Below are 13,226 nucleotides of genomic sequence, written 5' to 3' on the forward strand. Positions count from 1 at the left end.
TCCTCGGGCGACATGCCCGTCACGCGTATTCATGCCAGCCGCCGCACGGCGCCGGCCCAAAAAGACAGCGCATTGGTGAACGCGCCCATGGCTTCGTCCAGCGCAAGTTCGCCGCTGCCGGGCTGCAGCGATTGCTGCAGCCACAGCGCGCGGTCCTGCGGATCGACCACGCAGGTGGCCGCGTGCCGCGCCAGCATGCCCGCGGCCAGCTTGCCGATTTCCGTCACCAGCCGGTCGCGGTCGGCGTCGTTGGCCGGCAGCGCGCACAGGCGCGCGCTCATCGCCAGCCAGCCGTCGCGCGCCGGCTGCAGATGCACGCGGTAGGTCTGGTCGACCACCACGGTAAGGCGGCCATCCGCGCGGGTCGATGGCGGCAGGCCATGCCGCGCCGCATAGGCGGAAATCAGGGGATGCTGGGGTGCGTTCATGTCGGATCGTCCGGGGTGCCGGCCAGTTTCCTGACGAGCCGCAGGACTTCGGCGACGGGTTCGATCAGTTCGCTGGGGATGTATTGGTCGGGCTGCGCGGACGCCATCAGCGCTCGCGCCAGGGGAATGTTCTGCATCACCGGCACGCCGGCCTCGCGCGCCGCCGCCATCATCTGCTCGGCCAGCGCGCCCTCGCCCTTGGCCAGCACCACCGGCAGCGGCGTCTCGTCGGGCTCGTAATAGATCGCCACCGCCAGGTGGGTCGGGTTGGTCACCAGCACCGACGCCTTGCGCGTGCTGGCGACCGCGCCGTGCATCACCATTTCCTGGTGCAGGTGCTTGCGCTTGTGCTTGATGTGGGGGTCGCCCTCCATCTCCTTGAATTCCTGCTTGATGTCTTCCTTGCTCATCATCAGCCCCTTGCGGTACTGCATGCGCTGCCAGACAAAGTCGGCCAGGGAAATCACCACGTAGGCCACCGCGATGTTCACGATCAGCGTGCGCATCATGCCGCCCACGCCCGCCTCCAGGCCGGCCAGGCCGCTGTGCGGCACCGCCATCAGTTCGGGCAGCGCGTCGCGCACCACCAGCGTCACCAGCGCCGACAGGAAGGCGATCTTGATGACGGACTTGAGCAGCTCGACCAGGTTCTTCTTCGAGAAGATATTCTTCAGGTTGCTCATGACGTCGAGCTTCTTGGCCGAGGGCTTGAGCTTCTCGAACGCCAGCACCACGCCCACCTGCAGGAATTCGGCGAACATGCCCACGATCAGCACGATCAGCACGAACGGCAGCACCAGGTAGACGGCTTCGCGCAGCGCCGCGTCCAGCGCCACCGGCAGCGCCTGCTCGAACGGCTGCCCCACCAGCGTCGACGGGATCAGCACCAGCCGCCCCAGCGACTCGATGATGCCGTGGGCGTTGCCCAGCATGTAGCCGAACAGCGCCAGCACCAGCAGCGTCTGCGTGAAGTCCTTGCTGTGCGCGACGTCGCCCTTCTGGCGCGCGTCGCGCAGCTTCTTGTGGGTTGGCTGTTCGGTCTTTTCGCCGCTCATGGCGCCCGCCACTGGTTGTCGAGGAAGGGCAAGGCCGAGCTGATCTGTCCCGTGGCCTCGGCCGCGTACTCGAACAGCGTGTTCATGTAGAGCACCATCACCAGCAGCGCCAGCGCGCTCTTGATCGGCATCGCCAGGAAGAACACCTGCAATTGCGGCGCGAAGCGGCTCACCAGCGCCAGTCCGACCTCGGCCAGGAACATCGAGATGATGGCGGGCGCGGCGAACAGCAGCGTCAGCCGCAGGAAGCGGCCCAGCTGGTCCAGCATCAGCGGCACGCTTTCATGGCGCAGCGTCGGCGTCCAGTCCCACAGGTCCCACAGCCGGAAGCTGTCGTACAGCATGGTCAGCATCAGCATGAAGCCGCCACCCACCAGGAAGAACACCATGAAGGCCTGATTGAACAGGATGCCGAGCGGCGACGAGTCGTTGCCGGTGGCCGGATTGATGGTCGCGCCCAGGCTGGCGCCGCGCTGGTTGTCGACCACGAAGCCCACCGCCTCGAAGATCCAGAACGGGATCGCCACCAGGAAACCCATCACCAGGCCGATGAAGACTTCCTTGGCCACCAGCAGCACCAGTTCGATCGCGCCCAGGTCGATCACGGCATAGCGCGGCGCCAGCGCCGGCACCAGCACCAGGCCGATGGCGGCGCAGATGGCATAGCGCAGCATGCCGGGCAGCAGCTGGCGGTTGAACAGGGGCAGCATCGCGCACAGCGCCAGGATCCGCGGCTGCGTCAGCGCCAGCGTGCCCAGGAAGACTTTCGCTTCGATATAGGTGATGCCCGAGATCATGGTGGCCGGCCGCTCCTAGTGGATCTTGTAGAAGAGGTCGAACACGGAGATCGTGAAGTTGTACAGCTCGGCGCTGAGCCAGCGCGCCGTCAGCAGGATCGTGGCGAACACCGCGATCAGCTTGACGGCGAACGACAGCGTCTGCTCCTGGATCTGCGTCAGCGCCTGGAACAGCGAAAACAGCGTGCCCACGATCGCGGCGACGGCGATCGGCGGCAGCGACAGCCACAGCACCAGGTAGAGCGCCTGGGTCATGTAGGAGACGAGGTCGACGGTTCCCATGGCGGCCTCAGGTGTAGGACAGCACCAGGCCCTGGATCAGCCGCGTCCAGCCGTCGACCATGACGAACAGGAACAGCTTCAGGGGCATGGAGATCGTGACCGGCGACACCATCATCATGCCCATCGCCAGCAGGATGTTGGAGACGATCAGGTCGATGATGACGAACGGCAGGTACAGCAGGAAGCCGATCTGGAACGCGGCGGTCAGTTCCGACAGCAGGAACGACGGGATCAGCACCAGCAGGTCGTCTTCCTTGAGGTTGCGGGCCTGCTGCTCGCCCCACAACCCGCGCGCGGTGCGCAGGAAGAAATCGCGCTGCTCGGGGCGGCTGTTCTTGAGCATGAAGCCGCGCATCGGCTCGGCGCCGCGCGCGACCGCGTCGAGGATGCCTTCGAGCCGGTCCGGCTGCGGCGCGCCCGGCGCCACCACCGCGGGCGGCGCGCGCAGTTCGTCGCCGATCTGCATCACCACCGGCCCCATGACGTAGGCGGACAGGATCAGCGCCAGCCCGTACAACGCCATGTTGGGCGGCACCTGCTGCACGCCCAGGGCATTGCGAACCAGCGTCAGCACCACCGCGATCTTCAGGAACGAGGTGGTCATGACGGCGGCCAGCGGCACCAGCGCCAAGAGCGCCAGGACCACCGCCAGGCTGATCGGATCCGCGCCGTTCATGCGCCCGCCTTGCCCAGCCGGTGCAGCGTCACCCCGATGCGGCCGTCGATCTCGACCAGCTCGCCGCTGCCCACCAGCGCGCCGTTGGCGCGCACCAGCACCGGGCCGTCGGCCAGCGGCCGCTCCAGGTCGAAGGTCTCGCCGGGTTGCAGCTGCCGCAGCTCGCCCAGCGTGATCTGGCGCTCGCCCAGCTCGAAGGTCAGTCGGACGGGGATGGCGTCGATATCGAGCGGCGTCTGGGCGCCCGCTTCGGCATCCAACGGCGGTTGCGGCGTCTCGGTCATGAGGGAAGTCCAGCCTTGGGTAACGAGGTATGAGGAGCCCTGGCGGCGCACGCGCAGCCCCTGGCCGTCGGCGCCCAGCCACAGTTCGCCGTCGGGAGAGACCAGGCAGTGGTCCAGGAAAAGGGTGTCGCGCGGCGCCATGCCGCGCAGTTCGGCCGCGGCCAGGTGGGTCCAGCCCAGGCAGGCGCGGATGCGCACCGGCACGGCATCGAGGTCGATCTCGTTGGCCGCCGGCGCGGCGCGGCCGACCAGGCCGGCCAGCAGCATCAGGCCGAGGCCATCGGTATCCAGCGTGGCGTAGATCGAGGCGCCGTTGACGGGATGGCGCGCCGCGACGGTCCAGCCGTGCGCCAGGGCCGGCGCCGGGCCATCGCGGCCGACCACGCGCAGGGGACCGCCCGGCGATACCTCGGCCAGGCCCGCCACCACCTCGGCCAACAACGTCTCAATGGCGGTCGACACCAGCGCCGGCGGCACCGCGCCGGCATCGACATCGGGCAGGCGCGCGGCCAGCCAGGCGTCGGCCGCGCTGGCCGGCAGGCCCAGCCGCAAGCGCGCGCCGGCCCATTCCAGGTCGGCCGACAGCGTGGCCGACTGGCGCAGGGCCTCGGCCACGCCGGGCGTGAAACCCAGGCGCCATTGCGCGGGCTCGGCGTCGGCGCCGGCCAGCGGCGCGAGCGTGACCGCCAGGTCGGCGCCGTGGCGCGCGATCAGCGTGCGGGCGCGGGCCTCGTTGCCGGACAGGCGCGGCAACGGCGGCGGGGAAGAGGAAAGAAGCGTACTGGCTGTCATGGGTTCCAGGGATCAACGGACCGGCGCGTCGGCGTCGGTTTCCGTCAGGCAGGGGTCTTCCGGGTCATCGGTGCCGACACGCACGCGCGTCGGCCGCGCCAGGCTGTCGGCCAATTGTTCGGCCAGCGGCCGCGCCATGGCGGCCAGGCGTTCACGCGACGTTTCGTTGGCGCAGACGAAGTCGGCGATGACGCGACCGCCATCTTCATAGACCGACACGCTGACGCCGGGCAGCACGTCGTCCTTCAATTCGACCCGCACCTGGCGCCGGCCCTGGCTGCCATCGGCCACCAGCAACTGTTCGGCGCTGCCTTGCAGCGCCTGCGCCAGGGCCTGCGATGTCGCGTCGGCTGGCGCGGGCGCATCGGCCCGGGCCGCGCCGAACAGCGAGAACGGCGAGGGCGCGGCCGGCGGCGCGACGGGCGGCTCGTCCTTGCCGCGCGCCATGGCCTGCTCGAAGGCGTGCTTGTCGGCGTCGCTGGCCTGGCGGCCGGACGTCTGCGCATCCGATTGGGCCAGGCCCGAACCCTGGGCGATCGCGGTATCCAGGCCGATGCGGCGGTCGATGCTCATGCCGGCTCGAACTCCTCGTGCTGTTCCCAGTCTTCGCGGTCGCGCGACAGCGAGGCGGCCTCTTCCATTTCCATGTCTTCCTTGTGCTCCAGCGCCTTCAGGTGCTCGGCCAGGTGGATGCTGGCCAGTTCCACGAACTTGCCGGTCAGGCGCACCGCCTGCTGGTGCTGGGCGCGGCGGTCGGCCAGCGCCTGGTTTTCCTCGCGCAGGCGCTCGGCCGCCTGTTCCACGACCTGCTCGCGCTGGCGTTCGCCTTCGCGCAGGCCGGCCACGCCCTGCAGCACGTCCTCGATCTCGCGCACCCGCACCACGCGGCTGCACAGGTCGCTGTACATGGCCCGTTCGCGCCGCTCGGACTCATCGCGGAAGTCCGCCAGCGCCCGCTCGGAGGCCACGCGCGCGGCGTCGGCCTCGGCGTGGCGCAGCCGCTGGCGCGATACCGCGATCTCGGCCTGGCCTTCGCGAAAGCGCTTGATGGCGAGCAGTTCGTCAAAGACGCTCATGCCGTCCCCACAATGGCGGTCATCTGCGCCAGGGCATCGGGCAGCGTGGCGCGCTCGTCCGTGCGCTGGCGCAGGAACTGGTTGATCGCCGCGATCTTGTCGATGGCCTCGTCGGTGACCGCGTCGCCGCCGCGCTTGTATTCGCCGATCTTCACCAGCAGCTCGACTTCCTGATACTTGGCCATCAGCTCGCGCAGGCGGCCCGCGGCGCGCTTGTGTTCGGGCGTGATGACCGCGTTCATGACGCGGCTGGCCGAGGCCAGCACGTCGATGGCCGGATAGTGGTTGGCCGCGCCGAGCTTGCGCGACAGCACGATGTGGCCGTCGAGGATGGAGCGGGTCTCGTCGGCGATGGGCTCGGTCATGTCGTCGCCCTCCACCAGCACCGTGTACAACGCGGTGATGGAACCGTGCTCGTTCATGCCGGCGCGCTCCATCAGCTTGGGCAGCGTGGCGAACACCGACGGCGGGTAGCCGCGGCGGGTCGGCGGCTCGCCCGCGGCCAGGCCGATCTCGCGCTGGGCGCGGGCAAAGCGCGTCACCGAGTCCATCAGGAACAGCACGCGCTTGCCCTGGTCGCGGAAGTATTCAGCGATGGCCGTGGCCACATAGGCGGCCTTGGCGCGTTCCATCGACGACTTGTCGCTGGTGGCGCAGACGATCACGCTCTTGCGGCGGCCCTCGCGACCCAGTTCGTGCTCCAGGAATTCGCGCACCTCGCGGCCGCGTTCGCCGATCAGCGCCACCACCGTCACGTCCACCGCCGCGCCCTTGACCAGCATGCCCATCAGGGTCGACTTGCCGCCGCCCGCGGCGGCGAAGATGCCCATGCGCTGGCCTTCGCCGCAGGTCAGCACGCTGTCCAGCGCGCGCACGCCCAGCTCCAGCGGCTGCGAGATGATGCGGCGCTTGAGCGGGTCCGGCGCCTCGGCGAACACGGGGTAGAACTTGCTGGCCTCCAGCGGGCCCAGCTCGGCCTCGTCCAGCGGCCGGCCCAGGCCGTCCAGCACCCGGCCCAGCAGCCCCGGGCCCACGGGCACCATGTGGGCGCGGCCGGTGGGAATGACCTCGGTGGCGGTGGAGATGCCGTACATGTCGCCGATCGGCGTGAGCAGCGCGGCGTCGCGCGCGAAGCCCACCACCTCGCCCTTCATCTCGAAGTTCTCGCCCGGGTTGCGCAGGATGCAGACCTCGCCCACCTTCACCGACGGCACCACCGCCTTGATGATGGTGCCGATCACCTGGATCACGCGGCCCTTGATGCGCAGCGTCGGCGTGTCCTGCAGCGCCAGCTCCATCATTTCGGAGATGTAGTCGAACTGGCGCATGGCTAGACGCGGCTGCCCAGCGTGCGCTGGAAGGCCTGGCGCAGCGCCTGGATCTGCCCTTCCAGGCTGGCCTCGACCATGCCGATCTCGCTTTCGAGGATGCAGGCGCCGCGCGCCAGCCGGCCATCGGCCAGGATGTCGAGGTAGCCCACGCCGGGATAGGCCGCCAGCAGGTCGTTGATCTGTTCGCGCACCGTGTCGACCTCGGCCGGATTCAGCCGCAAGGTCATCTGCTTCTGGTTGCGCACCACCGCCAGGGCGTTGCGCACCACCACCATGACCTTCTCGCGGTCGTCGAAGCCATCGACCACCTTGCGCACGGCCGACATCACCAGTTCGACCATTTCGTTCTCGACGCCGGCGAAGTACTCGACCGTGCGGCCGACGGTCTCGATCATCTTCTCGGCCTGGTCCAGCAACGCCGCCTCGCGGCCCTCTTCGTAGCCGCGCTGGCGTTCGGCCTCGAACGCCGCCTGGGCGCCGCCGATGATTTCGTCGGCCCGCGCCCGCGCTTGCGCCAGCAGCTGCTCGGCATCGGCCCATGCCGCCAGCTCGGCGCCGCGCAACACGCGCGCGGCGGGGTCGATGCGGCCGGCCGCGGCGCGCGGCGTCAGCGGATCGCGGGGAATGAGGAAAGCCATGCGGGCTCCGTTTTCTTCAGTAGCGACAGGCCCAGCGCCAGCGCCTGCGGCGCGGGCAGGGGCGCCGGCGGCGCGGGCAGGTCGGGCAGTTTCAGTTCGGCGCGTTGCGCCAGCTCGGGGCCGGCGCCGCTCAGGGCCGCGCGCAACGCGCCCAGGCCCAGCGTGTCCACCGCGGCGGTGGTCTCGGCCAGGGTCCAGGCGGCGCTGTCGGCCAGGCCGTCATGCAGCCCCGCGGCCGTGCGCCGGGTGAAATCCAGCAGGTCCGCGCCCAGGTGCGCGATCAGCGCCCGCACCTCGTCGCCGGCGATGGCGCGGCGCAAGCGCGGCCCGCACAGCACCGCGCCCAGCCGGCGGGCGCACTGCGCCAACGAGTCCGGCGCCAGCAGCGCCAGCGCCAGTTCGGGGCGGGCGGGATCGGTCACGGGGCGTTGCCACAAGCCCAGCGCGTCCAGGATCTCGCGCGACCAATGCCGGTGCCACGCCGGCGCCAGTCCGGGCGCGGCGGCAATCGCCGCCAGCGCGGCCGGCGGCGCGTAGGCCGCGTGGCGGCTCGGGTGCAGCGTGCGGCTGGGCAGCTGGTTGAATTCAACCAGCCTGCGGTCCAGCGCCGCCGATGCGGGCATCATCGTCAGCGGGCCTCGGACACGGGTTCGCGGCGCTCGGGCCGGGCGCGGCCCGGCACGCCGTAGCGCCACAGCACGTAGGCCAGCGCGCCGGCCAGGGCCAGTACCAGCAGGATCAGCAGCGCCAGCCACGCCAGCAGCGTGACCGACGAGCCCTCGCCCACCTCGATGCCCAGCACCTGGCGCGTGGCGTGGCCGGCGGCCGAGGCCGCGGCGGCGGGCTGCGCCGACACCAGCGCGATCGACACGCGGTCTTCGGTCAGCCCGGGAATCGCGTGCGTGACCAGCTTGCGGATCTGCGGCTGCAACGCGTCCAGGTTGTAGCCCGCCTGGTGCTTGATGAACACCGCCGCGGTCGACGGCGTGGTGTTCTCGCCCACGCCGCCGCGCTCGGGCAGCACCACGTGCACCCGCGCGGCCAGCACGCCATCCATCTGCGACAGGGTGTTGGTGAGCTCCTGCGACAGCGCGTAGATATACCGGGCGCGCTCTTCCAGCGGCGACGACACCAGGCCTTCCTTGCGGAAGATCTGCCCCATGCCGTCGAAGCGCTCGCGCGGCAGGCCGCGGGCGCGCAGGATGTCGAGCGCGCGCGCCACCTGCTGGCCGTCCACCGACACGGCCACGCCGGTCTTGGTGGTGGCCTTCTGCGCGGAGATGCCGGCGTCCAGCAGCACCGACAGCACCTCGTTGGCCTCGCTCTCGTTAGCGGCCGAGAACAGCTCCACGCGCGATCCGCAGGCCGCCAGCAGCAACGCCAGGCCCAGCACCAGCCAGCGCAGCCGCAGCAGCGCCGAGGCCGGGCCGCGGCCGGACGCGACAGGGAAAGACAGGGATGAAACGGCTTGCATTAGGACATCCTGACGAGCGAATCGATGTTCTGCGTGGTGCGCGAGACGGCCTTGCCGACCAGCTCGTACTGCACCGACACCTGCACCAGGTCGGCCTGCAGCCGCAGCATGTCGGCGATGGCGGGCTGTGAAGACATGGCGTCCAGGCGGCCCGAGATGTTCTGCCACTTCTCCGAGTATTCGGTGGTGGTGTTGCGCAGGCTGGCCAGGATCTGGTTGCCGAGCGTGGCCGGCGCCGCGTCGGTGGCGGGCGTGAAGGCCGATTGCAGCGCGGCCTGCAGGCCGGTCAGCGCGGGCGCGTCGGCCTGCGGCGCGGCCATCAACTGCGCGAAGCGTTCGGTGACCAGCTCGGACGGCGCGGCCTTTGCCGTTTCCAGCACGGGCGCCAAGGCGGCGGAAAGTGCGGTGATCTCCATGATTCCCCTAGGGCGTGTCGCCCTTCGTTTCGGTTTCCAATCCCAGCAGCGAGCGCGCCAGCGCGACGCCTTCGTCACCCTCGCGGCCTTGCGCGCAGGTCTGCAGCAGGCGCGTGCTCTCGGCGTTGCGGCCGGCCAGTTGCAGGGCCAGCCCGCGCCAGGGCGCCAGCACGCCGCGTTCGGCGGCCGCGCTGGCCTCGCCCTGCTCCAGCAGCCGCACGGCCTCGTCGGCGCGGCCCGCGTTCAGGCGGGCCACCGCCAACCCCAGCCAGGGATAGGCCCGCCCCGGACGCAAGGCGCGCAGCGCCTGGAAGATGGCGTCGGCATGGGCCACGTCGCCGCGGCCGGCCGCCAGGAATCCCACCTCGGCGAGGATGCGCGCGTCGTCCGCATCAAGTACAAAAGCCGTCTCACCCGAGACGGCTGTTGCCGAGCCTGCATCGACCCTATCGATCATGGCGTTTCCAGTTCACGAATGGCCCTCTTTTGCCGTCAGCGCCAGCAGGCTCGCGGCGCGCGCGCCCAACGGGGCGTAGGCGCTGTCGGCCTCGGCCGCGGCCACCACCAACCGCAACGATTCGCGCGCCGCCTCGGGCTGCGCCAGGGCCAGCTGGCATTCGGCCACGCGCAGCGTGGCTTCCGGCGCCAACGGATACAGCACGCCGATCAGCGACTGGATCCGGATCGCCTCTTCGTAGCGCGCCTGCATCTGCAGGCACAAGGCCAGCCCGGCCAGGTAATGCTTGCGCGTGGGTCCGTATTGCGACAGGAAGGCGAACAGCGGCAACGCCTGGGCGTACTGGGCTTGCGCCACATGGGCGTACGCCATGGCATAGATCACCTCGAGCTGGTCGGCGGTGAGCCGCTGGCTGCCCGGCAACGCCGCCAGGCCGTCATACAGTTGCTGCCCGAAGGCGCTGCGCGGGGTCGCGGATGGGGATAGGGACACTTTGGTTCGCTCCGATATTGATGCCAGTCAGACCATGGCGCGCTTGCCGATGTTGGCGGTGACCTGGCTCATGCTTTCGGCCGTCGCATTGATCATCTTGCTGACCATCTGCATCGACTCGTCCATGGCCTGCATCACGCTCTTGATCTTTTCGCGGTCTTCTTCCATCGAGGCCTGCAGCTTGACCAGCAGGGCCTCGAGCGCCTTCTTGTCGGCCAGCACCTTGTCGGCCGCCTCCTGCGCCTGCGCCGACTTGATGGTTTCGGCCCCGGTGATGACCTGGCCCGCGCCCTTGGCCACCGCGGCCGCGCCCGACGCCACCTGGCCGGCCGTCTTGGCGGTATCGGCCACCGTGCGCGCGGTCTGCGAGCCGACATTGGCCGCCGCATTGGCCCCCGCGGACACGGCGCCCGCGCCAAACGAGGCCACCGCCATCACCACCCCCACCGTGATGGTCGCGGCCAGTCCGACCGCCATCGCGATGTAGCCGGCGGTCTGCGGGTCGGCGCCCGCCACCACCGCGATGGCGCCGGCCATCTTGCCCAGCGCGCCCGGCTCGATGAGGACGGCGCCGGTCATCAACATGGCCGCGCCGGCGACGATATTGCCGATCTTCTCGGCCAGCTCCGGTTCCACCCCGAAGGCCTGCAGCAACTTGCTCACGGCCTGGGTGATGAGATTGCTGATGCTGATTTCAGGGCCGCCGCACTCGGCGGATATCTGGTTCGCCAGCAGGCTGACCGCGCCGGCCACCGCGATGGCCGCCAGCGTCACCATGACCGGCCCGGCCGCGCCGCCCGTCACGGCCGTGGCCGCCACGGCGGCCACCACCATCAGGGCCGCCGCGATCGCCGCCACGATGGCGCCGATCCAGCCGAAGATCTTGCCCAGGATGCCGCCCTTGTCGGCCTCCTTGCTCTTCTGGATCCACTCATCGACCTTGCGCGCCTGCTCTTCGTTGTTCTTGGCCTGTTCGATGCGGTTGTTCTCGATGTTTTCCTTGGCGGAGCGCAGTTGCGCGTCCTGCGTCTTGCCCTGCAGGGCGCGCAGCAGGTCCACCATCTCGGATGCCGAGAATTCACGGGCGGGCGGGGCGATGGCGGGCTTGCCATTGGCGTTGGTGACGCCATCGCCGCCACTGTTGCGCGCCTGCGCCACGCTCGATGCCCATTGCGAGGCCAGCGCGGCCAGGTCCAGGCCGCTGGCGGCGCGCAGGGCGGCCTCGGCCGCCGCGCCCGTGGCGGCGCCGGCGCCGGACGGATCCAGCGCGGGCGTCAGCCCGGCATTGCCGGTCGAAGGGCGGATATCCATGATCGTGGCTCCCCTGGCGGACTCAGAGATTGCGGGCGATGCCGCGGTTGGTTTCGCTGCGGCTCTGCTCGATCGCACCAAGCTTGTCGCGCACGTCGCGGATGACGTCCATCATCTGCTGCATCACGTCATTGGCCTGCTGCGCGCCCGACTCGAACACCTTGGCATCGGCTTCCAGCCGCGCGCGGTCGGCGTCGGCCGCGCCGGCCTTGCGGTCATAGGCGGCCTGCACGATGCCGCCGACGCCGCCCGCCATGCCGCTCAGGCCCTGGCCGATGCCGGAGGCATTGTTGGCGAAGCCGTCGAGCCTGGCCTGCGTCACGGTCTGCTGCGCGGTCAGCGGGCTGGACGTGGTGGTCATGCGGGCCGAGGCTCCCATCGCCGCCACGCCGCCAGCGCCGACGCCGGCCTGGATGACGCCGCCGACGATCTGGCTGATGCCCTGCGCCAGCGCCCCCTTGAAGCGCTCTTCGGCGGCTTCCTTGATCTTGTCGGCCGCCCCCATCAAGGCCTGCGTCTGCGCATCCATCGACGCCGCGCGGTCGGCGCGGGCGGCGTTGCGCTGCTCCTGCGAGATCTTCTGCAACAGCGCCATCACCGCGTACATGTCGGTATCGGCGCTCGCCATCAGCTTGTTCAGCGCTTCGGCCACCCCGGCGGCATCGCCTTTCGGAGGCGGCGGCAGGCCCAGGGCCGCCAGCTTGTCGGCCGCGCCGCCCTTGCCCACGAACTGCGTGGCGTCCAGCTGGGTGAAACCGGGCGGGGTCGCCGGCGCGGCGTCGGCGCCGGCCAGAGGATCGAGCAGCGCCGGATTGATGGCGCCCGGGTTGTTGATGTTGATCATCTCAATTCTCCTTGGCGCCACGCGCCGCCAGCAGGTCGCGCAGTCCCTGCGCGCGTTCGGCCAGCACGGCGTGGCGATCCGGTTTGCACATGGCCAGCGCCAGCTCGCACGACTGCAGGGCGGCCGCCGGCTGGCCCATTTCCAGCAGGCATTGGGCGGCATGGAACACCGGCGCCGGCTCCAGCGGGTCGAGCAGCGCGGCGGCCATGTACTGCTGCAGCGCGTCGGCGTGCTTGCCCATGGCCTGGGCGGTGGCGCCCAGGGCCACCAGGTAGCGATGCTCGGTGTGATCCAGGGTCACCAGGTAGGCCAGCACCTTGAGCGCGTCGGCATAGCGCCCTTTTTCATACAGGCCGTAACCCAGGCCATAGAGCGCCTCGCACTCGTCGGCGGTCACGCCCTTGAGCTGGCCCAGGCTGCCGCCCCTGGCCATCTGCTCGACGATCTGGTCATGCAGCGCTGCGTATTCCGCGCCGGTCATCGGCGCCTGGGCGGTGGTGGTCATGGCGGGCTCCAGGATCGGCAGGGTCAGACCATCGTGCGCGGACGCTTGACCGGGGCGCCCGCGGCGCGCGGCGTGCTGCGCTGGCGGGCATAGGCCGCTTCCTGCTCGACTTCGCGGTCGACCGCCTCCATGTCCTGGCGGAACAGGGCCTCGGCCTCCTCGCGCTGGCGCTCGTCCATCGGCTGCGCCTGCAGCGTGGCACGGACCTTGTCCGGGTCCAGGCCGAGCTTGCGCAGGTTGTCGTCGGACGCTTCGATGGACTGGCGGGCATCGCGCACGGCGGCTTCGGCGCGCTCGATGATGTCCTGGATGTTCTGGTCTTGGGTGTCGGCCATTGCCGGTCTCCGGATTGCGGGCGGGAAGGAAGG

General features: G+C 70.2%; 19 protein-coding genes. All 19 read right to left on the reverse strand.

Going from position 1 to position 13,226, the window contains the following annotated elements; all coding sequences use genetic code 11:
* Positions 1 to 29: 29 nt before the first annotated feature.
* The 19 genes from I6I07_RS03570 to I6I07_RS03660 are packed head-to-tail and all read right to left on the reverse strand — an operon-like array spanning position 30 to position 13,193.
* Positions 30 to 428: a CesT family type III secretion system chaperone gene (locus tag I6I07_RS03570; RefSeq protein WP_198485667.1), complete on the reverse strand. Its 399-nt coding sequence runs from the start codon at positions 426 to 428 to the stop codon at positions 30 to 32.
* A complete protein-coding gene (gene sctU, locus I6I07_RS03575; protein ID WP_198485668.1) occupies positions 425 to 1,483 on the reverse strand; it encodes a type III secretion system export apparatus subunit SctU in 1,059 nt (352 codons plus the stop codon). Before sctU ends, I6I07_RS03570 begins: the two co-directional genes overlap by 4 nt.
* Positions 1,480 to 2,280: a type III secretion system export apparatus subunit SctT gene (sctT, locus tag I6I07_RS03580; RefSeq protein ID WP_198485669.1), complete on the reverse strand. Its 801-nt coding sequence runs from the start codon at positions 2,278 to 2,280 to the stop codon at positions 1,480 to 1,482. The genes sctU and sctT overlap by 4 nt, the downstream gene beginning before the upstream one ends.
* A gap of 15 nt (positions 2,281 to 2,295) precedes the next feature.
* Complete coding sequence (gene sctS, locus I6I07_RS03585; protein ID WP_006392849.1) at positions 2,296 to 2,562, reverse strand: type III secretion system export apparatus subunit SctS; 267 nt, start codon at positions 2,560 to 2,562, stop codon at positions 2,296 to 2,298.
* A 7-nt stretch (positions 2,563 to 2,569) separates the two neighbouring features.
* Entirely contained in the window at positions 2,570 to 3,238 is a 669-nt protein-coding gene (sctR, locus tag I6I07_RS03590) for a type III secretion system export apparatus subunit SctR (protein ID WP_116520498.1), read from the reverse strand.
* Positions 3,235 to 4,314, reverse strand: a complete 1,080-nt coding sequence (gene sctQ / locus I6I07_RS03595; RefSeq protein WP_232625890.1) for a type III secretion system cytoplasmic ring protein SctQ — start codon at positions 4,312 to 4,314, stop codon at positions 3,235 to 3,237. The genes sctR and sctQ overlap by 4 nt, the downstream gene beginning before the upstream one ends.
* A gap of 12 nt (positions 4,315 to 4,326) precedes the next feature.
* On the reverse strand, positions 4,327 to 4,887 hold the full coding sequence (locus I6I07_RS03600; protein WP_198485670.1) for a hypothetical protein: 561 nt from the start codon (positions 4,885 to 4,887) through the stop codon (positions 4,327 to 4,329).
* A complete protein-coding gene (locus I6I07_RS03605; RefSeq protein WP_198485671.1) occupies positions 4,884 to 5,390 on the reverse strand; it encodes a type III secretion protein in 507 nt (168 codons plus the stop codon). Before I6I07_RS03605 ends, I6I07_RS03600 begins: the two co-directional genes overlap by 4 nt.
* Positions 5,387 to 6,718, reverse strand: a complete 1,332-nt coding sequence (sctN, locus tag I6I07_RS03610; RefSeq protein WP_198485672.1) for a type III secretion system ATPase SctN — start codon at positions 6,716 to 6,718, stop codon at positions 5,387 to 5,389. Before sctN ends, I6I07_RS03605 begins: the two co-directional genes overlap by 4 nt.
* Positions 6,719 to 6,720: 2 nt before the next feature.
* Entirely contained in the window at positions 6,721 to 7,359 is a 639-nt protein-coding gene (locus I6I07_RS03615; RefSeq protein ID WP_198485673.1) for an HrpE/YscL family type III secretion apparatus protein, read from the reverse strand.
* Positions 7,329 to 7,985, reverse strand: coding sequence for a SctK family type III secretion system sorting platform protein (locus tag I6I07_RS03620; RefSeq protein ID WP_198485674.1), 657 nt, complete (start codon positions 7,983 to 7,985; stop codon positions 7,329 to 7,331). The genes I6I07_RS03615 and I6I07_RS03620 overlap by 31 nt, the downstream gene beginning before the upstream one ends.
* Before the next feature lie 2 nt (positions 7,986 to 7,987).
* Positions 7,988 to 8,833, reverse strand: coding sequence for a type III secretion system inner membrane ring lipoprotein SctJ (gene sctJ / locus I6I07_RS03625; protein WP_116520502.1), 846 nt, complete (start codon positions 8,831 to 8,833; stop codon positions 7,988 to 7,990).
* On the reverse strand, positions 8,833 to 9,249 hold the full coding sequence (sctI, locus tag I6I07_RS03630; protein ID WP_006392840.1) for a type III secretion system inner rod subunit SctI: 417 nt from the start codon (positions 9,247 to 9,249) through the stop codon (positions 8,833 to 8,835). The genes sctJ and sctI overlap by 1 nt, the downstream gene beginning before the upstream one ends.
* Positions 9,250 to 9,256: 7 nt before the next feature.
* Positions 9,257 to 9,706, reverse strand: a complete 450-nt coding sequence (locus I6I07_RS03635) for a tetratricopeptide repeat protein (protein ID WP_035359971.1) — start codon at positions 9,704 to 9,706, stop codon at positions 9,257 to 9,259.
* 12 nt (positions 9,707 to 9,718) lie between these two features.
* Entirely contained in the window at positions 9,719 to 10,198 is a 480-nt protein-coding gene (locus I6I07_RS03640; protein ID WP_050813120.1) for a SycD/LcrH family type III secretion system chaperone, read from the reverse strand.
* A 27-nt stretch (positions 10,199 to 10,225) separates the two neighbouring features.
* Entirely contained in the window at positions 10,226 to 11,509 is a 1,284-nt protein-coding gene (sctE, locus tag I6I07_RS03645; RefSeq protein ID WP_006392837.1) for a type III secretion system translocon subunit SctE, read from the reverse strand.
* A gap of 22 nt (positions 11,510 to 11,531) precedes the next feature.
* Positions 11,532 to 12,353: a type III secretion system translocon subunit SctB gene (gene sctB / locus I6I07_RS03650; protein WP_198485675.1), complete on the reverse strand. Its 822-nt coding sequence runs from the start codon at positions 12,351 to 12,353 to the stop codon at positions 11,532 to 11,534.
* Position 12,354: 1 nt separating this feature from the next.
* Positions 12,355 to 12,858: a SycD/LcrH family type III secretion system chaperone gene (locus tag I6I07_RS03655; RefSeq protein ID WP_006392835.1), complete on the reverse strand. Its 504-nt coding sequence runs from the start codon at positions 12,856 to 12,858 to the stop codon at positions 12,355 to 12,357.
* Positions 12,859 to 12,881: 23 nt separating this feature from the next.
* The gene (locus I6I07_RS03660; RefSeq protein WP_006392834.1) at positions 12,882 to 13,193 is read right to left on the reverse strand and encodes a hypothetical protein; all 312 of its coding nucleotides are present in this window, start codon (positions 13,191 to 13,193) and stop codon (positions 12,882 to 12,884) included.
* Between the last annotated feature and the right edge of the window lie 33 nt (positions 13,194 to 13,226).

This window comes from Achromobacter deleyi (assembly GCF_016127315.1).
In the GTDB taxonomy this organism is placed as follows: Bacteria; Pseudomonadota; Gammaproteobacteria; order Burkholderiales; family Burkholderiaceae_B; genus Achromobacter; species Achromobacter insuavis_A.